The sequence below is a fragment of the Candidatus Poriferisocius sp. genome (genome assembly GCF_965204015.1).
In the GTDB taxonomy this organism is placed as follows: Bacteria; Actinomycetota; Acidimicrobiia; order Acidimicrobiales; family Bin134; genus Poriferisocius.
In genome coordinates this window covers 2,686,137-2,705,255 of the sequence record NZ_OZ241965.1, presented here as the reverse complement: position 1 = coordinate 2,705,255, position 19,119 = coordinate 2,686,137, and the positions used below count along the sequence as shown (strand labels likewise).

19 protein-coding genes and 1 tRNA gene are annotated in these 19,119 nt (G+C 66.9%); 7 read left to right on the top strand and 13 right to left on the bottom strand.

Annotation, left to right across the window (positions count from 1 at the left end; all coding sequences use genetic code 11):
• The first annotated feature begins 17 nt into the window (after window positions 1-17).
• Entirely contained in the window at window positions 18-1,073 is a 1,056-nt protein-coding gene (locus tag ACOGJC_RS12195; protein WP_419845268.1) for a hypothetical protein, read from the top strand.
• Between the two features lie 9 nt (window positions 1,074-1,082).
• Here ACOGJC_RS12195 and ACOGJC_RS12190 read toward each other — a convergent pair whose 3' ends face one another.
• From ACOGJC_RS12190 to ACOGJC_RS12175, 4 genes are all read right to left on the bottom strand, one after another.
• Complete coding sequence (locus tag ACOGJC_RS12190) at window positions 1,083-1,355, bottom strand: hypothetical protein (RefSeq protein WP_419845267.1); 273 nt, start codon at window positions 1,353-1,355, stop codon at window positions 1,083-1,085.
• Window positions 1,356-1,434: 79 nt separating this feature from the next.
• A complete protein-coding gene (locus ACOGJC_RS12185) occupies window positions 1,435-2,250 on the bottom strand; it encodes a TIGR03619 family F420-dependent LLM class oxidoreductase (RefSeq protein WP_419845266.1) in 816 nt (271 codons plus the stop codon).
• Window positions 2,251-2,277: 27 nt separating this feature from the next.
• Entirely contained in the window at window positions 2,278-3,048 is a 771-nt protein-coding gene (locus tag ACOGJC_RS12180) for an SDR family NAD(P)-dependent oxidoreductase (protein ID WP_419845265.1), read from the bottom strand.
• A gap of 59 nt (window positions 3,049-3,107) precedes the next feature.
• Entirely contained in the window at window positions 3,108-3,293 is a 186-nt protein-coding gene (locus ACOGJC_RS12175; RefSeq protein WP_419845264.1) for a hypothetical protein, read from the bottom strand.
• On the opposite strand from ACOGJC_RS12175, the gene ACOGJC_RS12170 reads away from it, so the two are divergent.
• Window positions 3,214-4,353: an MFS transporter gene (locus tag ACOGJC_RS12170; RefSeq protein ID WP_419848234.1), complete on the top strand. Its 1,140-nt coding sequence runs from the start codon at window positions 3,214-3,216 to the stop codon at window positions 4,351-4,353. The two genes, ACOGJC_RS12175 and ACOGJC_RS12170, sit on opposite strands and share 80 nt — an antisense overlap.
• Here the strand turns inward: ACOGJC_RS12170 and ACOGJC_RS12165 are convergent.
• The 5 genes from ACOGJC_RS12165 to ACOGJC_RS12145 form a co-directional block, all read right to left on the bottom strand.
• Window positions 4,313-4,388: transfer RNA gene (locus tag ACOGJC_RS12165), tRNA-Glu, on the bottom strand. The two genes, ACOGJC_RS12170 and ACOGJC_RS12165, sit on opposite strands and share 41 nt — an antisense overlap.
• Before the next feature lie 203 nt (window positions 4,389-4,591).
• Window positions 4,592-5,506, bottom strand: coding sequence for a class I SAM-dependent methyltransferase (locus ACOGJC_RS12160; RefSeq protein ID WP_419845263.1), 915 nt, complete (start codon window positions 5,504-5,506; stop codon window positions 4,592-4,594).
• Between the two features lie 57 nt (window positions 5,507-5,563).
• Window positions 5,564-6,424, bottom strand: a complete 861-nt coding sequence (locus ACOGJC_RS12155; protein ID WP_419845262.1) for an SDR family NAD(P)-dependent oxidoreductase — start codon at window positions 6,422-6,424, stop codon at window positions 5,564-5,566.
• Window positions 6,421-7,146 (bottom strand): VIT1/CCC1 transporter family protein, encoded by a 726-nt coding sequence (locus tag ACOGJC_RS12150; RefSeq protein WP_419845261.1) that lies wholly within the window; start codon window positions 7,144-7,146, stop codon window positions 6,421-6,423. The genes ACOGJC_RS12155 and ACOGJC_RS12150 overlap by 4 nt, the downstream gene beginning before the upstream one ends.
• A 55-nt stretch (window positions 7,147-7,201) precedes the next feature.
• Window positions 7,202-8,383: a CoA transferase gene (locus ACOGJC_RS12145; protein WP_419845260.1), complete on the bottom strand. Its 1,182-nt coding sequence runs from the start codon at window positions 8,381-8,383 to the stop codon at window positions 7,202-7,204.
• Between the two features lie 67 nt (window positions 8,384-8,450).
• Between ACOGJC_RS12145 and ACOGJC_RS12140 the strand changes: the two genes are divergently transcribed.
• The 3 genes from ACOGJC_RS12140 to ACOGJC_RS12130 are packed head-to-tail and all read left to right on the top strand — an operon-like array spanning window position 8,451 to window position 11,387.
• Window positions 8,451-8,756 (top strand): hypothetical protein, encoded by a 306-nt coding sequence (locus ACOGJC_RS12140; protein ID WP_419845259.1) that lies wholly within the window; start codon window positions 8,451-8,453, stop codon window positions 8,754-8,756.
• Between the two features lie 45 nt (window positions 8,757-8,801).
• Window positions 8,802-10,301, top strand: coding sequence for a class I adenylate-forming enzyme family protein (locus ACOGJC_RS12135; protein WP_419845258.1), 1,500 nt, complete (start codon window positions 8,802-8,804; stop codon window positions 10,299-10,301).
• A 30-nt stretch (window positions 10,302-10,331) separates the two neighbouring features.
• The gene (locus ACOGJC_RS12130; protein ID WP_419845257.1) at window positions 10,332-11,387 is read left to right on the top strand and encodes an enoyl-CoA hydratase/isomerase family protein; all 1,056 of its coding nucleotides are present in this window, start codon (window positions 10,332-10,334) and stop codon (window positions 11,385-11,387) included.
• 3 nt (window positions 11,388-11,390) lie between these two features.
• Here ACOGJC_RS12130 and ACOGJC_RS12125 read toward each other — a convergent pair whose 3' ends face one another.
• The 3 genes from ACOGJC_RS12125 to ACOGJC_RS12115 are packed head-to-tail and all read right to left on the bottom strand — an operon-like array spanning window position 11,391 to window position 14,511.
• Window positions 11,391-12,128: an SDR family NAD(P)-dependent oxidoreductase gene (locus ACOGJC_RS12125; RefSeq protein WP_419845256.1), complete on the bottom strand. Its 738-nt coding sequence runs from the start codon at window positions 12,126-12,128 to the stop codon at window positions 11,391-11,393.
• 7 nt (window positions 12,129-12,135) lie between these two features.
• On the bottom strand, window positions 12,136-13,293 hold the full coding sequence (locus ACOGJC_RS12120) for an acetyl-CoA C-acetyltransferase (RefSeq protein WP_419845255.1): 1,158 nt from the start codon (window positions 13,291-13,293) through the stop codon (window positions 12,136-12,138).
• A gap of 27 nt (window positions 13,294-13,320) precedes the next feature.
• Complete coding sequence (locus ACOGJC_RS12115) at window positions 13,321-14,511, bottom strand: acyl-CoA dehydrogenase family protein (protein WP_419845254.1); 1,191 nt, start codon at window positions 14,509-14,511, stop codon at window positions 13,321-13,323.
• 77 nt (window positions 14,512-14,588) lie between these two features.
• Here ACOGJC_RS12115 and ACOGJC_RS12110 point away from each other — a divergent pair, with 77 nt between their 5' ends.
• Window positions 14,589-16,271 (top strand): class I adenylate-forming enzyme family protein, encoded by a 1,683-nt coding sequence (locus ACOGJC_RS12110; RefSeq protein WP_419845253.1) that lies wholly within the window; start codon window positions 14,589-14,591, stop codon window positions 16,269-16,271.
• A gap of 12 nt (window positions 16,272-16,283) precedes the next feature.
• Here the strand turns inward: ACOGJC_RS12110 and ACOGJC_RS12105 are convergent, their stop codons facing one another.
• Window positions 16,284-18,074, bottom strand: a complete 1,791-nt coding sequence (locus tag ACOGJC_RS12105) for a molybdopterin-dependent oxidoreductase (protein ID WP_419845252.1) — start codon at window positions 18,072-18,074, stop codon at window positions 16,284-16,286.
• Window positions 18,075-18,189: 115 nt separating this feature from the next.
• On the opposite strand from ACOGJC_RS12105, the gene ACOGJC_RS12100 reads away from it, so the two are divergent.
• Window positions 18,190-19,119, top strand: coding sequence for an MBL fold metallo-hydrolase (locus tag ACOGJC_RS12100; RefSeq protein WP_419845251.1), 930 nt, complete (start codon window positions 18,190-18,192; stop codon window positions 19,117-19,119).

Below are 19,119 nucleotides of genomic sequence, written 5' to 3'. Positions count from 1 at the left end.
TGCCAGACAAGGGTGAGATGACTCAGCGGGTAGCCGTCGACGGGGGAGTTGACGAGGTAGAGGCCTACCTGCGGGAGCGGGGCATGACCGATGGGCTGCCCATCGTCCCCCCCACCCCCGAGCGGGTAGCGGCGGCGGTAGCGGCCTCCGGGCTGGCGGCCGACCATGTGGTGAGCGACGTGCCTCCGCTGAATGCGCCGGCCACCGTGGAGAAGATCGCGGTCAACGCGGTGATGGCCGGCTGCTCGCCCGAGGTGATGCCGGTGCTCATCGCCGCCATCGACGCCTTCTGCGATCCGCAGATGAACGCTCACGGGGTGCAAACCACCACCAACCCGGTGGGACCGATGCTGGTGGTTAACGGTCCGATCCGCCATCGTTTGAGCTTCAACTACGGCGCGGGGTGTTTCGGGCCGGGGTCGCACACCAACGCCACCGTGGGGCGGGCCCTGCGGCTGGCCTTGGTGAACATCGGCGGGGCCATCCCCGGCGAGGTGGACAAGGCGCCGCTGGGCTGGCCCGGCAAGGCCACCTCACTGTGCGTGGCCGAGAACGAGGAGGAGTCCCCGTGGGCGCCCTACCACACCGAGGTGGGGTTCGAGGCCGACGAAGATGTGGTGACGGTGCTGGCCGTCAACGGGATGTGGCCCATCACCGACATGCACCACGAGCCCGACCAGGTGCTGCACCATGTGACCCACGGCCTGGCCATCAGCGGGCCGTGCGGGGGCCACGACGCCCCCAACCCCTTCCCGACCGTGCTGGTGATGAGCCCGGTCATCGCCGAGATGGTGGCCAGCCTGTTGCCCACCAAACAGGAGTTGCGGGAGCACCTGTTTGCCGAGGCTCGGGTGCCGCTGGACTTCTATCCTCCCTACAGGCGCCAGCCCACCAGAGACGTGCTCGAGAAACTGGGCGTGGCCATGGAAAACGACCGGGTGCCGATCGTGCCCTCTCCCGAGTATTTCGTGATCCTGGTGGCCGGTGGCGCGGGCGGCCTTCAGTCGGCGGGGTTGTCGTGCATGTTGGGCATGCCCACCAGCCGCACAGTTATCAGCAGTACTGGGGGCTGAGGAGCTCGGTCAGTGGACCTCGAGGCCGAGTTGCTCGAAGATCTCGACTCGGCGCTTCTCGTAGGTCTCCTCGTCCATTCCCCCGGACTGGTATTTCTCGCTCAGAAGGCGGAAATCCTCGTATAGCTCAGCTTCTGATTTTCCGTTGGAGGAAGGAGCCTCGACCTCCTCCTCGAACGGGACTTCAAGCTTGCCGTGGCGGCGGGCCTGCTTGGCCGCAGCCCGCTCGCGCTTGTTCTTTTCCCGCTGTCGCTTCTGAAAGCTCTCTGATCCTCGACCCATGGCAATCCCTAGTCAGACGTTGTTTGCGCAGAAATTCCATTGTACGCCCTCCACTGGGCTTTTTGGCACATTTCAGAACTCAAGCGATGAACTGCTCAGCGAATCGCCAAACGGCATCCACCGCACCCCTGGTGCTCTCCCACGGGGTGACGACCAGCCGGTGGACTCCGGCATCTTCCCATCGGCGCAGATCGTCCAATGATTCACAGCGGCCTTGGGCGGTGATCTCGATGTCGGGGGCACCTAGCTCAGCCAGACGGTCAACGGCTCGGCGCACCGACTCGAAGGTGTCGGACATGCCCATCCACCCCTGGAAGCGGGCGGCTCGGCGCAGGGCGGCGTCCGACAGGCCGCCGACCAGCACTGGAGGGTGGGGCTGTTGCACCGGTTTGGGCTCGAAGGCCACCGGCTCGAAGTCGTAGAACTCGCCGTGGTGCTCCACCACCGGCTGGGTCCAGAGCCGCACGCACACGTCGAGGGCCTCGTCCAGACGACGCCCCCGGGTTTTGGGGTCCATCCCGGCTGCCGTCCACTCGTTGCGCAGCCATCCAGCGCCCACGCCGACCAGCGCTCTCCCATTGCTTACGTGATCCAGGGTGGCGAACCCCCGGGCAGTGGTGAACGGGTGGCGCAGCCCGACCAGATACACGTACACCCCGAGGTTGATGCGGGTGGTCAGCCCGGCCAGATACGACAGGTAGGCCGGGGCATCGTAAACCGGCACCGTGGGCGGGACATTGGGGTGTTCGACGTCGCCCAACGAGCCCTCCATCTCAACCGGGAACACCAGATGGTCGGCGATCCAGCACGACTCGAACCCAGCCTCGTCGGCGGCCTGGGTCACCTCGACCCACGCCCCCGGGTGCAGCGAGATGAACGGGAACCCGAACTTCATTGTGGGGCCTCCATCGACATCAGACTCCTAGTCGGAGACCGGCGCAGGCGAGCCCGCGCCCAAGCCGCCGTCGGCGGCGTAGTCGCCTCCGGTGCAGTAGGAGGCCTGGTCGGAGGCCAGCCACACCACCAGGTCGGCCACCTCTCCGAGTTCGGCCATGCGTCGCAGCGGCACGGTTGCGCCGTAATGGCGCTCATAGTCCTCGTCTTCCCATCCCGGTCGGCGGGTCATGGCGGTGCGCAGCGCACCGGGCACCACCGCGTTGACCCGGATGCCTAGGTCGGCCAGCTCCAGGGCCGCCGTGCGGGTCAGCCCCCGGATGCCCCACTTGGAGGTGGAGTAGGCCGGCATCCCCACCGTGCCCTCGAAAGCGCTGGGCGAACTCAGGTTCACGATCGACCCTCCCCCACTCGACGCCATGGCGGGCGCAACGGCCTGGATGCCCAAGAACGTGCCCACCAGGTTGGTGTCGATCACCTTGCGGAAATCGGCGGGATCGCAATCCAAGATCGGTACCACCCGGGTGATCGCCGCGTTGTTGACCAAGATGTCCAGGCAACCATCGACGGCGGCCGCATCCACCGCAGCGGCCCATTGCTCGGCGTCGGTCACGTCGAGCTCGATGAACTGCGCCCCAGCCTCGGCAGCAACCGCGGCCCCGTCGTCCACCCGCTTGTCGGCCGCGGTCACCCGGGCCCCGGCTGCCACCATGCGCCGCACGATCTCCGCACCCAACCCCCGGGCCGCCCCGGTGACCAGCGCCACCTTGCCCTCTAATGTCTTTGACATCTCCGTCATAGGGGGAACAGGCTACGCCGTTATGAGAAGTCGGCCGGAGTGACCGCTCCCGCACCCTCCTACACCGGCCGCCGATTGAGCGAGCGGGAGTTCATCCTCTTCATTGCCATGGTCAGCGCCATGTCGGCACTGGCCATCGACACCCTGCTCCCCGCGTTCTCGGAAATGCGGGATGCGTTCAACCTGCCCGAGGACTCCACTGGCCTGTCGTTGACCATCACGCTGTTCTTCGTGGGCTCGGGCATCGGCAACCTGGTGTATGGCCCGATGGCCGACGCTCTCGGTCGAAAGAGGATCCTCATCGGAAGCATGGTGCTGTACGGCCTCGCTTCCTTGATGGCCACCCTGTCGGTGTCGCTGGGCATGCTCTATGTGAGCCGCTTCATTTGGGGTTTCGCGGCGGCCGGCCCCCGAACCGCCGCCCAAGCCATCGTGCGCGACTACTACTCCGGAGACGCCATGGCCCGGGTTATGACCCTGGTCATGGCGGTGTTCTTCTGGGCCCCGGTGGCCGGGCCGCCGCTGGGGAAGGGGTTGGTGGAGCTGGGTTCGTGGCGGTATGTGATGGCCTTCAGCGTGTTCACCGCCGTGGTGATCGTGGCGTGGTCGATGCGATTGGAGGAGACGCTGAAGCCCGAGCACCGGCGACCGCTGACTTTCCGATCGACGATGGCTGGCTTCCGGTCGGTAACCACCCACCCGGTGACGCTGGGCTACACGCTGGCCACCATGTTCTGCGCCGGTGCCTTCTTCTCGTTCCTGGCCAGCTCCGAGCTGATCTTCGACGACGTCTTCGATCAGGAGCACTGGTTCGTGCCCTACTTCTCAATCATGGCCGCGGGCATGGGCCTGGTGACGCTGCTCAACAACCGGGCGCTGCACCGTTTCCGGGCTCGCTCGGTGGCGCTCGGGGCGGGCTGTCTACAGATCTGCGCCGCGGGAACCATGCTGGGCCTGGCCCTGGCCACCGGAGGCCGTCCGCCGTTTGTTCTGTGGATCACCATCTTCAGCCTGGCCAACGCCTGCATGGTGGCTTTCTTCCCCCTGGGCCAGAGCCTGGCGCTTGAGCCCATGGGCGAGATGGCCGGCACCGCGGCCGCCGTGCTCGGCTTCACCATGGCCATGCTCGGCGCCGGCCTCGCCGCCATAATCGACCAAGCCATCAGCGGCTCAGTCACCCCCATCGGCGTCGGCTACCTCGCCTACGGCACCGCCGCCCTAGCCTGCCAACTCTTCGCCGTCCACCACCAGCGAAAACGGGCAATGGCACCCCGTACGGGATTCGAACCCGTGTTACCAGATTGAGAATCTGGCGTCCTAGGCCTCTAGACGAACGGGGCAGGAACGCCGCAGTTTACCGGCTCGGACTGGTTTTGGGCGATCCGAAAAACTAGGGGCGGGCTTGGTAGATGATGTTGGCGTTGGACTCGGTGACCCGCTCGAAGCTGGAGTAGCCCGCGGCGGAGAAGACCTCTCGCATGGCGGCTTCGCCAGCTTGTGCACCCATTCCCAACCCGACCGGCTGGGCCAAAGAACATGGGACTCAAAACACGGCCGACGCCCCGTACGACGTGGCGGCCATGGGGTTCTCGGTCAGGTTTCGGACGTGGCCGTCAAGGGCGAATGGCTCCACCATGAGCACCGAGCCCCCCTCGGCCAGCTGGTTGCGGGCGTGGGTGGCGATTCCCACTGGGTCGCCCATGTCGTGCAGACAGTCTAGGAAGAAGATCACGTCGTAGGCGCCTTGGTAGCCCTTGGAGTCGGCCACTTCGAAGGATGCGTTGGTCAGCCCGGCGTTGGCGGCCAGTTCTCTGGCCTGGTCGATGGACGGGCCGTGGAAGTCGAACCCGGTGAAGTGCGACTCGGGGTAGGCCGAGGCCAGGATCTGCACCGAGTCGCCGCAGCCGCAGCCCACATCGGCGGCGGTGGCCCCGGCCTTGAGCAGTTCGTCGATGCCGTCGGCGGCGGGGATCCACTCGTTGGCCAGGTACATCTCGTACTGGGGGCGGAAGAACCGGGCGGTGGAGGTGAACAGACAGGGGTGGTGGTCACCCCAGGCCATACCGCCATCGCCCCGGAAGGCTTCAAGGATGCCGTCCATGTCGGCGAACATCGCCCGGAACATGCCGATGCCTCCGGCCAAGAAAGCGGGGCTCACCTCCCAGGCCAGCACCGCGGCGGCCTCGTCGGTCAACTGGAAGGTGACGTCGTCGTCGCCCTGACCGTCGATCTCCACCAACTCGACCGCGGCCTGCTGGCGCAGCCACTCGGTGACCAGTCGGGGATGGCAGCCCACAGCTACGGCCAAGGCTTCCGCCGTCATCGGCCCCGCTCCCGCCATGGCCTGATACAAGCCCAGCTCATCGCCGATGTGGACCATGGCCATGGTGGTGGCTCCGGCCATGTGGGTGGCGACTTCGCCGGCTATCTCAGTTACCCGATCGATGTCGATGTCCATGTCAGTTCCTCCGCGGTGACTTACCGGCTGGAACTCTAGGCGGTTGGGTTGCGTGGACTAGCGGTTGGTGGTGCGGCGCTTCCAGCCGGCGGCGCCAATGTTGCCGCCATCCACATGGATGGTGGATCCAGTCACGAATCGGGACATGTCCCCGGCCAGATACACGATCGAGGCGGCGCAGTCGTGAACTGAGCCGCCCTCCAGCCACGGCTGGGGGGCCAACTGGGACCTCTCGTCGGTGCTCTCGTCGCCGAGCATGCGCTCGCCCTCGGTGGGGATCACATCGGGGGCAATGCAGTTGACCCGGATACCCGCCGGCGCCAGCTCCAACGACAGGCTCATGGTCAGGTTGGCCTGGGCCGCCTTCATGGCCGAGTAGATGGAGAAGCCGGGACCGGCCCGATGGGCCTCGATGGAAGTGACGTTGATGATCGACCCGCCCTCGCTCATCAGGGGAATGCAGCCTCGGATGAACCCGGTGACCTGGGTGAAGTTCTCGGCGATCAGCGCGGCTTCGCCCTTGAGGCTGATGTCGGCAAACGGGGAATTGAACGTGCCGCCGGCGTTGTTCACCAGCACGTCTACTCGGCCATAGGTTTCGTCCACTTCGGCGAGCCAGGCATCGCGGGGCTCGGGATGGCGGACGTCGAACAGCCCGGTGAGGCAGCGGCGGCCCAGCCCTTCCACCGCGGCGGCGGTGCGGGCCATATCGTCGGCCTCCCGGTCGCAGATGGCCAGATCAGCCCCGAAGCGGGCCAGTGCTACCGCGGTGGCCGCTCCGATTCCCCGGGCGCCGCCGGTGACGATGGCCACCTTGTCGGTGAGCAGCGCACTGGACGGATCCAACACGTTGTCATCGCCCCAAATGGGAGGCTTGTCGCTTTCGAGGCCGCCCAAAGTCCATTCCCAATCGGTCATACTCCCACCCCCACTGCGGAGCCGATACCAAATGTGATAGCGGCCGCCGCCGCAGCAATGACCAACTGGCGAAGCGATCCCCGCACAATCGACCGGTTGGTGGCCAACGCCAGGGCACTCCCGACCAGCACTGCCCCCACCGCTCCGAGGAGAATCGACGCCACTATGGCACCGTTGCCCCCTCCGAAGAACCAGGGCAACAGCGGCAGCACCGCGCCGAGGGCGAAGGAAAAGAACGAGGTCGTTGCCGCGAACACCGGATTGCCCAGCTCGTTGGGATCGATCCCCATCTCCTCCCGGGCATGCACTTCGAGGGCTTTTTCGGGGTCGTCCATGATGTTGGTGGCCATCTCCCGGGCCGTGTCGGGATCCACCCCACGGGATTCGTAGATCTCGGCTAGCTCCTCCACTTCATGCTCCGGGTTGCGGACGTGCTCCCGCCGCTCCATCTCCAGCTCCCGCTCCAGCAGTTCTCTCTGGGCTTGCATGGAGATGTACTCCCCCGCGGCCATCGACACCGCCCCAGCGATCAGCCCGGCCAGTCCGGCGATTCGCACCAGCTCTTGGCCCGAACTGGCCCCGGCCACACCCAGGATCAGCGCCACGTTGGACACCAATCCGTCGCTCACCCCGAACACCGCCGCCCGGTACCCGCCCCGAGTCACATTGCGGTGGTGCCCCTCACCGAGATGTCCCGAGCCGCTGGGCTTTCTTGCGAACACCGTCTCAACCTACCGTCCTTTCGCCATGCTTCGGCGGAAGAACCAGGGCAGCAGCTCAACCACTTCCTCGGGGAGCCAGTACCACCTGCTCGTCGCCGTCGGCTCGCACTACCCACTGGTCGCCGCGGCGGACGACTTCGGCGTCGGGTGCGCTCAGGTCGTCGTCTGCTCTTACCCAGCTCACCGTTTGGCTCATGGCCACTTCCACTAGTCCCGCCCGACCTGCGGCCAGGGCCTCGGCTGCGGCTCGGCACGCCACCAAACCAGCCACTGGATCGGCGGCCGCGTCGCCAACGAACCAGGGCAGTCCGCCAGCCGGGTCTTGTAGCCAAAGGCCCCCGCTCACCGCGGCGTCGTCGCCGAATCCAGCGCGGTTGTCGCCATGGCCAGAGATCGACACCCACACCAGCCCAAAACGCTCGGCCACCTCCAGTGGGTCGATACCCCAGTTAGCCCACACTCGGGGTCGCAAACCGTTGACCACCACGGCTGACTCTCGGCACGAATCCTGGAACCGACGGCGTCCGTCCTCGGACCCAAGGTCGATAATCGCTTCCTGCTTGCCCTGGTTCAACCGCTCGTAGAACGCCGGCGAGCCATATCGGGCGCCGTCGGGTCGACCTGGTGCCTCTACCTTGACCACCTCGAATCCGAAGCCACCCAGCAGCGACGCGCACAGCGGCCCGGCCCACAGCGAGCTCACGTCCAGCACCTGATTGCGGTTTTGCCCAGCCAGCCCGGTGTCGGTGAACCGGCACGGCTCCTCAGGCGGTGGCGGTCTGACCACCTCCCCCGCCGCCAAACCCAGCCATTCGGCCCGCTCCAACAGTTCGGCCGCCGGCTTGTCCCGCACCCCCGTAGCCACTGCCGCCCAGACGTCGTCGCTGGAACTATCCAACTCCAGCCAGGCGGGAACCGCTTCGGAGTCGCTGGTGCGGGCCAGCGACACCGCCAACACGCCGTCGGCCGCCGCCACCATGCGGCATGCGCCCCCCACTGACACAGAACCCCTTCGACCACGTCCCACAAGTGCCGCCCGCTCTCCCAAAAAGCCGGCGGCATCGCTTCGCAGCGGCTGGCCGCGCAGCGTGGAGATGTCTCTCACCACGTCGTCGAGCCGCTCCACCCAGCGCCCAGAGGCCAGCGCCGGAGGCCCGTGCTCGGGCCCGCTCAAGCCCATCAGGCCCGACTCGGCCCAAACCAGCGCCGGATGGCGGCCGCTCAAGGTTGAATCCATCACAACGCAGTTTGTACCTGTTGAGTCTGACGGGAAAAGATTGGAGGACATCTTTCAGGAGGTAGGGATGGACCTGAAACCGGGTAGCCGCCTCAAGAGCTCGGTATGCGATACCGAGCTCATAGTGGTCAAAGCACCGAGCGGCGACATGGACATCACCTGTGGCGGCGCGCCGATGGCCGATCCGGCCGACGCGGAGCGCAACGGCGAGGTTGCCGCCGGCGCTGCCGAAGGCACCGCGCTGGGCAAACGCTATGTGAACGAAGACGAGTCCCTCGAGGTTTTGTGCACCAAACCGGGAGACGGCTCTCTGGCGCTGGGAGGCACTGCCCTCAGCCTGAAAGAGGCCAAGCCCCTCCCCGCCTCCGACTAGTCAGGCCATAGCGCCGCTAGCAGGATTGTCAGTCGGGATGGACCCATGAATCTGATGATGCTGCTGGAGATGGCGTCCAGCGGGTTCGGCGACCGCACCGCGGTGGGATCCCAGGGGCGGGGCCTCACCTACGAGCAGCTCTTCCAGCGGGCCGGAGCCACCGCCATGCGCTTCCGCGAGGCGGGAATCGACCGGGTCAGCATGGTGGACGTGAGCAGCGAGGCCCTGCCCATCGCCCTGTTCGGCTCGGCCTGGGCCGGGGTGCCGTTCGTCCCCCTCAACTACCGCCTGACCGTGCCCGAGCTGCGCCATCTGGCTGCCGAGGTGGCTCCGTCGGTCACGGTGTGCAACGACGACGCCCTCGCCGCCATCGGCGATCTCGACGGCGTGAGAGCCGTTGTCCGCCCCGACTTCTTGGCCCAGTGGGCCGAGGGAGCCACGCCCGACAGCGATTGGAACGTGGACCCCGAGGAGATCGCCATCCTCCTCTACACCAGCGGCACCACCGGGGCCCCCAAGGCCGCGGTGCTGCGCCACCGGCATCTCGTGTCGTACATCATCGGCTCGGTGGAGTTCATGGGCGCGGGCGAAGACGAGGCCACGCTGGTGTCGGTGCCGCCCTACCACGTGGCCGGCATGGCCGCGATCTTGAGCTCGGTGTACGCCGGGCGCCGCATCGTGCAACTGCCCAACTTCGATCCCGCCGACTGGGTCAATCTGGTCCGGACCGAGGGGGTCACCCACGCCATGGTGGTGCCCACCATGCTGGCCCGCATAGTGGACCACTTAGAAGAGGTCGGAGGCGGGCTCCCCTCGCTGCGGGCCCTCTCCTACGGCGGCGGCAAGATGCCCGCCCCGGTCATCGCCCGAGCCCTCGACGTGCTGCCCGAGGCCAACTTCGTGAACGCCTACGGCCTGACCGAGACCAGCTCTACCGTGGCGGTGCTCGGCCCCGAAGAACACCGCGAGGCCCATCGCTCCGACGATCCCGCAGTGCGGGCCCGGCTGGGCTCGGCGGGTCGGCCGCTGCCCGCCATCGAGGTGGATATCCGCGACGAGGAGGGCAACCCGGTTGCCACCGGCACCTCCGGCGAGATCTGGGTGCGGGGCGAGCAGGTCTCCGGCGAGTACCTGGGGCGGAACTCCCGGGTGACCCCCGACGGCTGGTTCCCCACCAACGACGGAGGCTCGCTCGACGACGACGGCTACCTGTACGTGGAGGGCCGCATCGACGACATCATCGTGCGAGGCGGTGAGAACATCTCCCCCGGCGAGATCGAAGACGTGCTGTTGAGCCACCCGTCGGTGGCCGACGCCGCCGCCGTCGGCGTGCCCGACGAGCAGTGGGGCGAAGCGGTGGCGGCGGTGGTGGTGCCGGCCAAGGGACAGACGGCGGACATCGCCGAGCTCCAAGATTTCGTGAAGTCCCAGATGCGGTCGTCTCGCACCCCGGACCGCATCGAGCTGCGCGATGAGCTGCCCTACAACGAGACCGGCAAACTCCTGCGCCGGATCCTGCGCGAAGAGCTCGCCGAAAGCAGCTGAATCCCCGCGCTAGTCTGCGGTCACTCAGTAATGGCTGCGCCAATCCAGACCACGGGCCTGCCTGAGGCCCTCGAACTCCTGTCCCACCCCTATGCCGGGGAGGACTTGGGTCTGGCTGACTGCCCGGTAATGCTCGTAGAGCTCACCGCCGCCGACATCTCCCAATGGCCTGACGAAGAGATGGCCGATCTGATCAAGAGCGCCCCAGCAGTGATGGCAGCCTCTGTAACCGCCGATCACGACCCCGCCGACGCTCCGAAGCTGGCCGAGCACTGCGCCGCCTTCGACATCGTGCTGGCCCCTGGTGATCTCCCCATCCCAGCAGCCGCGTCCGCCGACGAGATCGGGCTGATTGCCGCCGCGGCTACAGCATCGCCAGCCGCGGCGGTGGCGCTGGTGCAATTGCTGCGCCTGAGCGAAGGCCGATCCACCGCCGACGGTCTGGTGGCCGAGTCGCTGGCCTACTCCACCCTCCAGTCCGGCCCTCAGTTTCAGGGGTGGCTGGCCAGCCAGCCCACTCGGCTCGTTCCCCACAACCCCGAACCCGCGGTGCGGGCCGAGCGCGCCGGCTCCACCCTGCGGCTCACCCTCAACCGGCCCGAGCGCCACAACGCCTTCAGCGCCGAGATGCGCGACGGCTTGGTCGAGCAACTCCGGGCCGCGTGGGCCGATCCCAGCCTGGACGGCATCGTGCTCGACGGCGCCGGGCCCACCTTCTGCTCCGGCGGCGACCTGGCCGAGTTCGGCACCACCCCCGATCCCGGCACCGCCCACCGGGTGCGCTCGGTGCGCAGCGCCGCCTTTTGGATCGACCGCTTGGCGGCCAAGACCCGGGTCATGATCCACGGCACCTGTGTGGGAGCGGGCGTAGAACTCCCTGCCTACGTCCACGACGTGTCCGCCCACCCCGATACCACCTTCCGCCTGCCCGAAGTGGCCATGGGCCTAGTGCCCGGCGCGGGCGGCACCGTCAGCATCGCCCGCCGCATCGGCCGCCAGCGCCTCTGCTACTTCGCCCTCACCAACACCGAGATCGACGTAACTACCGCCCTGGCCTGGGGCCTCATCGACCGAATCGAGGGCTAGCCGCTAGAACAGGCTGGGCACTCCCAGTTCGGTACCTCCCGTGACGGGGAGGGTTGTGCCGGTGATGTAGGCGGCTTTGGGGGAGGCCAAGAAGAAGATGGCGTGGGCCACGTCTTCGGGTTCGCCCATACGGCCCAGCGGATAGCGGCGGCCGAAGTCGTCCTTCTCCTCGGGGGTCATCGAGGCGGTGAGGTGCATGGTGTCGATGGGGCCGGGGGCCACGGCGTTGACCCTCACGTTGGGGGCGTATTCGGCGGCCAGGTCTCTGGTCAAGGCGACCACACCGGCCTTGGCCGAGGCGTAGGCCACATGGGGGGTGGTGAATCGCAGGGCGGCAATGGAGGCCACGTTCACCACGCTGCCGCGGACCTCGGCCAGCGTCGGATAGGCCCGGCGGATCAGCAGGAAGAACGACCGCAGGTTGGTGGAGAGCTGGTCGTCCCACTCCTCGGGGGTGATCTCGGAGGTGGGCTTGAGCACCCAGACGCCGGCGTTGTTCACCAGCACGTCGAGTCGGCCGTAGGACTCCAGGGTGTCGTCGATGATCGCATGGGCATCGTGGGTGTCGCCCACGTCGCCGCCCAGTCGAAGCGACAGGCCCTCCACCGCTTCCAGTGCCTCCACGTCGCGGTCGGCACCCACTACCACCGCTCCAGCGTCAGCGAACAACGCCGCGGTGCTCCGGCCGATCCCTCGAGCCGCGCCGGTGACGATCACCACCTTGTCGGCGAACTCGGTCATGCCCTGGCTACAGCCGCTCGATGATGGTTACGTTGGCCTGCCCACCGCCCTCGCACATGGTTTGCAGCCCGTAGCGGCCACCAGTGCGCTCCAATTCGTTCAGCAGAGTGGTCATCAGCCGGGCTCCGGTGGCACCGAGCGGATGACCGAGGGCGATGGCCCCGCCGTTCACGTTGACCTTCTCGTGGGGCACGTCGTGCTCGCCCATCCAGGCCAGCACCACCGAGGCGAAGGCCTCGTTGCACTCGAACAGGTCGATGTCGTCGATAGTCATGCCGGTTCGGGCCAGCGCGTACTCGGTGGCCGGGATGGGGCCGGTGAGCATGTAGATGGGGTCGGCGCCCCGCACCGACAGGTGGTGGAAGCGGGCCCGGGGCTTCAACCCGTGGTCGGCCACCGCCTGCTCCCCGCAGATCAACATGGCACAGCCCGCATCGGAGATCTGGCTCGACACCGCCGCAGTAAGCCGCCCGCCCTCGATCAGTGTGGACAAGCCAGCCATCTTCTCCAAAGTCGTGCCCCGTCGGATGCCCTCGTCGAATTCCAAGCCGGCCAGGGGCAGGATCTCATTGTCGAACCGGCCCTCGTCGGTGGCGGTGGCGGCCCGCTCATGGCTGGCCAGCGCGAACTCCTCCATCTGCTCCCGGCTGATGTCCCAATGCTCGGCGATCATCTCCGCCCCCCGGAACTGCGAAACCTCCTGGGTGCCGTAGCGGTCGACCCAGCCGTCGGAGCCGGTGAAGGGATCGGGATCAGTCACCCCCACGTGCTCGGCCACGGTCATTGCCGCGCCAATCGGGATCATGCTCATGTTCTGAACGCCGCCGGCCACCACCATGTCGTTCACGCCGGCCATCACCGCTTGAGCGGCGAAATGCACGGCCTGCTGGGCCGATCCGCATTGGCGGTCGATGGTGGTGCCGGGCACGTGCTCGGGCAGACCGGCGGCTAGCCAGGCGGTGCGGGCGATGTCGCCGGCCTGGGGGCCGAGGGCGTCCACGCAGCCGTACATCACGTCGTCGACCGCGGCCGGGTCGACACCGGTGCGATCGAGAAGCCCGAGGATGGGATGGGCCCCCAGATCCGCGGGGTGGATCTCCGAGAGGCTGCCGCCCCGTCGTCCCACCGGGGTGCGAACCGCGTCGATGATGTATGCCTCAGCCATGGCTGCTCCTCTTTCTGATACCTGAAATCATCGCGGCTCCCGAGGAAGGCCCAAAACTCGCTCGCCGATGATGTTCCGCTGAATCTCGTTCGACCCGGCATAGATAGTGTGGGCTCGGCTGTACAGGAACGTGCGCTGCCAGGAGTCCAGCGAGTAGTCCTCACCGTCGTCAGCCGCTACCGCCATGCCGTCCGCCCCCCTCACCCTCACCATCAACTCGCCCAGCGAACGGTGCCAGTTGGACCACAGCAGCTTGCCGATGGACATCTCCGGCCCCGGCACTCCGCCGGCGTCGACCACGGTGAGCATCCGCAGGTTGTTGTACCGCATGATCTCCAGCGTGGCGTAGGCCTGGGCCAGCTCCTGGCGGACCACCAAATCATCGGCAGTGCCGTTGGCCCGGGCCTCGGCCAACAGCGCGTCCAGCTCTTGGCGGAAGTAGGTCTGCTGGCCCAGCGTGGACGCCCCCCGCTCGAAGGCCAGCGTGCCCATGGCCACTTCCCAGCCCCGGCCGGGCTGGCCCACCACCAGATCGGCATCGGTCACCGCATCGTCGAAGAAGACCTCGTTGAACTCGGTTCCGCCGGTTATTTGCACGATGGGGCGGATCTCAATCCCCGGCTGGTCCATGGGCACCAGCAGATAGGACAGCCCGGCGTGGCGGGCGGAGTCGGGATCGGTGCGGCACACCACAAAGCACCAGTCGGAATACTGGGCCAGCGAGGTCCAGATCTTCTGGCCGTTGACCACCCAGTGATCGCCATCGAGCATCGCTTTGGTGCCCACGTTGGCCAAATCCGATCCGGCATTGGGCTCGGAATAACCCTGGCACCAGAACTCCTCGCCCGACAGGATCGGCGGCACGAATCGCTCCTGCTGCTCGGGGGTGCCGTAGGCCACCAACGTCGGTCCCAACAAGGTGACACCCATGTTGGGCAGCCGACCCGGCGCCCGAGCCTCCACGTAGGTCTGGTGGAACAACACCTGCTCCGACAAGCTGCACTCCCGACCGCCCAGGTGGGCCGGAAAGTCGATACCCAGCCAGCCGCCGCCGGCCATTTCCCGTTCCCAGGCGATCTGCTGCTCGACAGGAATGTCCTCTTGGCCCATACCGCCCCGGCCCCGCAGCCCGGCGAATTCTCCCACCAAGTGCTCCTCGAGCCACGTCCGCACCTCGTCGCGGAAATCTCGCTCGGCGGGGTTGAGGTCGAAATCCATCTGCCGGAAATCTACCGGCGGGCAGGCCGGAGGGACGACCCGCCGTCTCGGTCGGACACCATCTAGCGTCGGGTCCTATGGGAATGACCCTTCAAGAGGCTGAAGAGATCCTGCTCGCTCCCGGAAGCCCATTCGAGACCACTACCGACACCGTTGATGGCGAGGTCTACGAGGTGTTCGCCAATCGGGCCGGGAATCTGCGGGAGCTACTGGCCCAATCGGTGGAGCACGGCAATCGGGAACTGTTCATCTGGGACGACGGCCGGCGCTACACCTTCACCGAGCACGAACGGCTGGTGGCGTCGGCCGCAGCGGCGATGGCCGATCGCTACGGCATCGGCCCCGGCGACCGGGTGGCCCTGCTGGGGGCCAACAGCCCCGAGTGGATCATCGGGATGTGGGCCGCCATCTCGCTGGGAGCCATCGCGGTGGGCATGAACGGCTGGTGGACCGGCGACGAGATTGTCTATGGGCTGGAGTTGACCGAGCCCAAGCTGCTCATCGCCGACCAGAAGCGGCTCGCCCGTCTCAACGGAGCCGACCCGGGTATGGCGACGGTAGTGGTGGAGGAAGACTTCGACGACCGGCTGTCGGGCTTCGACATGGCCGCTCCACTGCCTGACGTCCCCATCAAAGAGGATGATCCCGCGGTGGTGTTGTTCACCTCGGGCACCACCGGGCGGCCCAAGGGGGCGATCAGCACCCACCGCAACATCATCGCCTTCTTGGGCATCACCGCCTTCTCCGGCGCCCGCTCGGCCATGCTGGCCGGCGGCCCAACCCGCACGCCCGACCCCGATGCCCCTGAGCCATGCTCGCTGGTGGGCAGTCCCCTGTTCCACGTGTCTGGGCTGCACTCGGCGGCGGTGGCCATGGTGGCCAACGGCGTGAAGTCGGTGTGGACCACCGGCCGGTTCGATCCGGAAAAGGTGTTCCAGCTCACCGAGCAAGAGCGGGTCACCCGCTGGGGCGGCGTCACGACCCAGGTGTGGCGGCTGCTGGAGCACCCGGCGCTGAACGATTACGACCACTCCAGTGTGATGGCTTGCGGCGGTGGCGGGTCGGTATGGTCGCCCGAGCTCCAGCGGGCCATCCGGGAGCGGCTGCCCGACGCCGCCCCCCAGATGCAGGTGGGCTACGGCAGCACCGAAACCGGCGCGCTGGCCACCATCGCCACCTCGCAGATGCTGTTCGACGACCCCACGTGCGCGGGAACCCCCCTGCCCACGGTGCAGGTGGAGATCCGCGACAGCAGCGGCCACCGGGTGCCCGACGGAACCGTCGGCGAGGTGTGCGTGCGAGGCCCCAACGTGATGCCCGGCTACTGGAACCAGTCCGATGCCACCGAGTCCGCCTTCTTCGACGGCCACTGGCTGCGCACCGGCGATTTCGGCCATATGCACGGCGACATGCTGACCATCGCCTCCCGGGTGCGGGACATGATCATCCGAGGCGGCGAGAACGTGTACCCCATCGAGATCGAGAATCGGCTGGAGGAGCACCCCGGCATCCATGAGGCCACCGTGATCGGGGTGGACCACCGAACGCTGGGCCAGGAGGTCAAAGCAGTGGTGGTGCCCCAAGCGGGCGTCTCGCTGGATGCAGCCGAAATCCAGCAGTTTGTCGGGGAGAAGCTGGCCTATTACAAGGTCCCGACCCACGTGGAAGTCCGGACCGACCCCCTGCCCCGCAACGCCTCCGGCAAAGTGCTCAAGCACGTGCTCACGGGCGACGCCGCCAATACATTCGTCGAGGAGTAGAGACCCCCGAGGTCAGGCTTCTTCAGCTCTCACCTGAATGGTGTGCCAGCCGGTGGCGCCGTCGGGGGCCGGGTCGCTGATCTCCGATGTCTGGGTGGTGCCCGTACCGTCGGTGGCCCGCACCCGCACCCGGTGACGACCGGGGGTGGCGTTCCAGGTGACCATCCACTGTCGCCAGGAGTTGATCGTGGTCTCGCGGCTGAGTTCGGCCTCCACCCACGGTTCTTCGTTCACCTGCACTTCCACCTTCTCGATGGCTCGGCTGGGTGCCCAGGCCACCCCGGCAATCGCCGTTGGGCCGGGGTCGATGACGGAGCCCCGGCGGGGTACGTCGATGCGAGACTGGGTCTTGATCGGTCCCCTCTTGGACCAGCCGCGGGGAATCCAGTAGCCGTTGAAGCCTTCCCAGGTGGTGAGCTCGATATCCGACAGCCACTTGGTGGCCGACACGTAGCCGTATAGTCCCGACACCACCAGCCGAGCAGGAAATCCATGGGAGATGGGCAGCGGCTCGCCGTTCATCTGCACGGCCACCAGTGCAACTCTGCCGTCAAACGCCACCTCGGTGGGAAAGCCCGCGGTCCAACGATCGATGGAGCGGCCCACGATCTGCGTGGCCCCCGGCTGCACTCCGGCCTGGTTCAGCACGGTGGACAGCGGCACCCCCACCCATTCGGCGTTGCCCACCAAGCTGCCGCCCACGCTGTTGGAAACACACGACAGGGTCACTTGCTCTCGAACCAAGCCCAAGTCGAGCAACTCGTTGAAGCTGATCTCCACCTCCCGGTCCACCATGCCGTGGATCCGCAGCGACCAGTCGGCCGGGTCGACTTGGGGATACGACAGGGCGGTATCGATCAAGTAGAAGTCCTCGTTAGGGGTAATGAGCGGCGCAATCCCGGCGACGTGGTCGAAGTTGGCCGCCCGCACCGGCTCGGCGGTGACCGAGGGGGTGGCCTCTGCGGTGGGATCGGCCGTGGGATCGGCCGTGGGATCAGCGCCCGCGGCGGGTGTGGCTTCAGGGGTTGAACCTGGGGAGGAGTCGACCATGGCATCATCGTCCCCAACTTGCGCGGTGGGAACCGGAGTGGGTCGGGCGGTCGGTGTCGCAATAGTGCGTCCTTGGAGGGCTTCGGCTACTCCCTCGCGAGCCCCTTCCACGGTGTCCCGCCGCCGCAGCCACCGCCCGAGCAGGCCGCCGGCCAGCGAGGCTCCGGCCATGATGCCCACCGCTCCCACGAAGCGGCGCCGGTCGTTGAACCGACCCCGGCCCACCATGGGCACCGGTCGGGCTTCGGCACCCGAAGGCTCTTCATCACCGGCAAAGCGGGTGAAGAGGGCCACCGCATACAGACTCATGAACACTGCGATGCCAAATGCACCCGACACCAACCCCGACATCCATCCCAGCCCGTCGCTGGACAGGGGGTTGCGGGCCGCAGCCCATCCGCCAACAACGGCGAAGACCACGAGACCGGCGGGCATCACCCACCAGCGCTTGCTGGAGGGCCAGCCCAACACCGCGCCGAGCAGAATCGACACGACAACAATGCCCCACACCAACGCTGGCTTCTGCGCGCTACCCAAGGTGTCGATGGACCAGCGCGCAATGAACCCGGGGGTGATGTCCACAATCTCCTCAGCCACTGAGACCACCAGCGACGGGATCTTGCGGCTCAATCCCGACAGGATCTCGCTCAAGCCCAACGCGGCCCCCGCGGCCACGATTCCTGCGGAGATCGCTTGAAGCGGGGAGATAGCCGCTTGACGTTCGGCGGGTGCGGCAGCTTCGGATTCGCTCATTGCTGGATTCCGATCAGTTGGTGGCACCGGCGCTCTTCATCCGGTGGTGTGGAAGTAAGGCTATTGTGATTTTCCGCCATTTGGGGCATACAGACCCACTACCTGGAGCCGAAATATGGAACTCGTGCCGATCGGCACTCGCTTGTTTGCCTGCTTGCAACCCGACCGGGGCTTGGGCTGGAGCAACTCGGGGTTCATTGCCGCGGGTGGTGGCATGGTGGTGGACACACTGTATGACCAGAGACTCACCGCCCAAATGGCCAGCCTCTATGCCGAGGTCCATCCCGAAGCGCCAGCCCGAGTGGTGAATACCCACCACAACGGCGACCACTGCTGGGGCAACAAGATCTTCGAGGATGCGGAGATCATCGCCCACACCGGCTGCGCCGAGCGGTTCGACGAGTTCACCCCCGCGCAGGCTGCGTCGATGGCCGCAATGGAGAGCCCGCCTCCGCATCTGGCTGGCATAGCCGAGGCATTTCGGGAGTTTCACTTCGACGACGTGGAACTGGTGCCCCCCAACCGGGTGATCGACGCCGACCTGATGCTCGATCTCGATGGCCTGATCACCGAGATCCGCTATGTCGGACCGGCCCATACCGCGGGCGACCTCATCGTCAGCGTTCCCGAGCAGGGGGTGGTGTTCGCCGGCGATGTGGTGTTTCACCTGTGTACTCCTATCGGCTGGGAGGGAACCCACCAAGCCTGGGTGGATGCGCTGGCCACCATCGAGGCGATGGCCCCCGAGACGGTGGTGGCCGGCCATGGGCCGCTTTGCGACACGGAGGGCGTGCGAGCCATGCGGGAATACCTGGAGTACGTATGGGAGGAATCGTCGGCCCACCACTCGGCCGGGCGTACCGCCTCGCAGGCCTGCCAGGCCATCGACCCCGGAGAGTACGCGTCGTGGAACGAGCCATGGCGGCTGGCCTACAACGTGCACCGGGCCTACAAGGAACTGGGCGGCGGCGCATGGGACAACCCTTACGACACTGGCGCGGCCATGGCCGACGCCGCCCTCCTTCAGCAGCAGTGGGCCTCGTGA

Coding starts and splice junctions, on each gene's coding strand:
- ACOGJC_RS12195 (WP_419845268.1), top strand. CDS start 18: ATGACTCAGCGGGTAGCCGTCGACGGGGGAGTTGACGAGGTAGAGGCC.
- ACOGJC_RS12190 (WP_419845267.1), bottom strand. CDS start 1,355: ATGGGTCGAGGATCAGAGAGCTTTCAGAAGCGACAGCGGGAAAAGAAC.
- ACOGJC_RS12185 (WP_419845266.1), bottom strand. CDS start 2,250: ATGAAGTTCGGGTTCCCGTTCATCTCGCTGCACCCGGGGGCGTGGGTC.
- ACOGJC_RS12180 (WP_419845265.1), bottom strand. CDS start 3,048: ATGACGGAGATGTCAAAGACATTAGAGGGCAAGGTGGCGCTGGTCACC.
- ACOGJC_RS12170 (WP_419848234.1), top strand. CDS start 3,214: ATGCGGGATGCGTTCAACCTGCCCGAGGACTCCACTGGCCTGTCGTTG.
- ACOGJC_RS12175 (WP_419845264.1), bottom strand. CDS start 3,293: ATGCCCGAGCCCACGAAGAACAGCGTGATGGTCAACGACAGGCCAGTG.
- ACOGJC_RS12160 (WP_419845263.1), bottom strand. CDS start 5,506: ATGGACATCGACATCGATCGGGTAACTGAGATAGCCGGCGAAGTCGCC.
- ACOGJC_RS12155 (WP_419845262.1), bottom strand. CDS start 6,424: ATGACCGATTGGGAATGGACTTTGGGCGGCCTCGAAAGCGACAAGCCT.
- ACOGJC_RS12145 (WP_419845260.1), bottom strand. CDS start 8,383: ATGGATTCAACCTTGAGCGGCCGCCATCCGGCGCTGGTTTGGGCCGAG.
- ACOGJC_RS12140 (WP_419845259.1), top strand. CDS start 8,451: ATGGACCTGAAACCGGGTAGCCGCCTCAAGAGCTCGGTATGCGATACC.
- ACOGJC_RS12135 (WP_419845258.1), top strand. CDS start 8,802: ATGAATCTGATGATGCTGCTGGAGATGGCGTCCAGCGGGTTCGGCGAC.
- ACOGJC_RS12130 (WP_419845257.1), top strand. CDS start 10,332: ATGGCTGCGCCAATCCAGACCACGGGCCTGCCTGAGGCCCTCGAACTC.
- ACOGJC_RS12125 (WP_419845256.1), bottom strand. CDS start 12,128: ATGACCGAGTTCGCCGACAAGGTGGTGATCGTCACCGGCGCGGCTCGA.
- ACOGJC_RS12120 (WP_419845255.1), bottom strand. CDS start 13,293: ATGGCTGAGGCATACATCATCGACGCGGTTCGCACCCCGGTGGGACGA.
- ACOGJC_RS12115 (WP_419845254.1), bottom strand. CDS start 14,511: ATGGATTTCGACCTCAACCCCGCCGAGCGAGATTTCCGCGACGAGGTG.
- ACOGJC_RS12110 (WP_419845253.1), top strand. CDS start 14,589: ATGGGAATGACCCTTCAAGAGGCTGAAGAGATCCTGCTCGCTCCCGGA.
- ACOGJC_RS12105 (WP_419845252.1), bottom strand. CDS start 18,074: ATGAGCGAATCCGAAGCTGCCGCACCCGCCGAACGTCAAGCGGCTATC.
- ACOGJC_RS12100 (WP_419845251.1), top strand. CDS start 18,190: ATGGAACTCGTGCCGATCGGCACTCGCTTGTTTGCCTGCTTGCAACCC.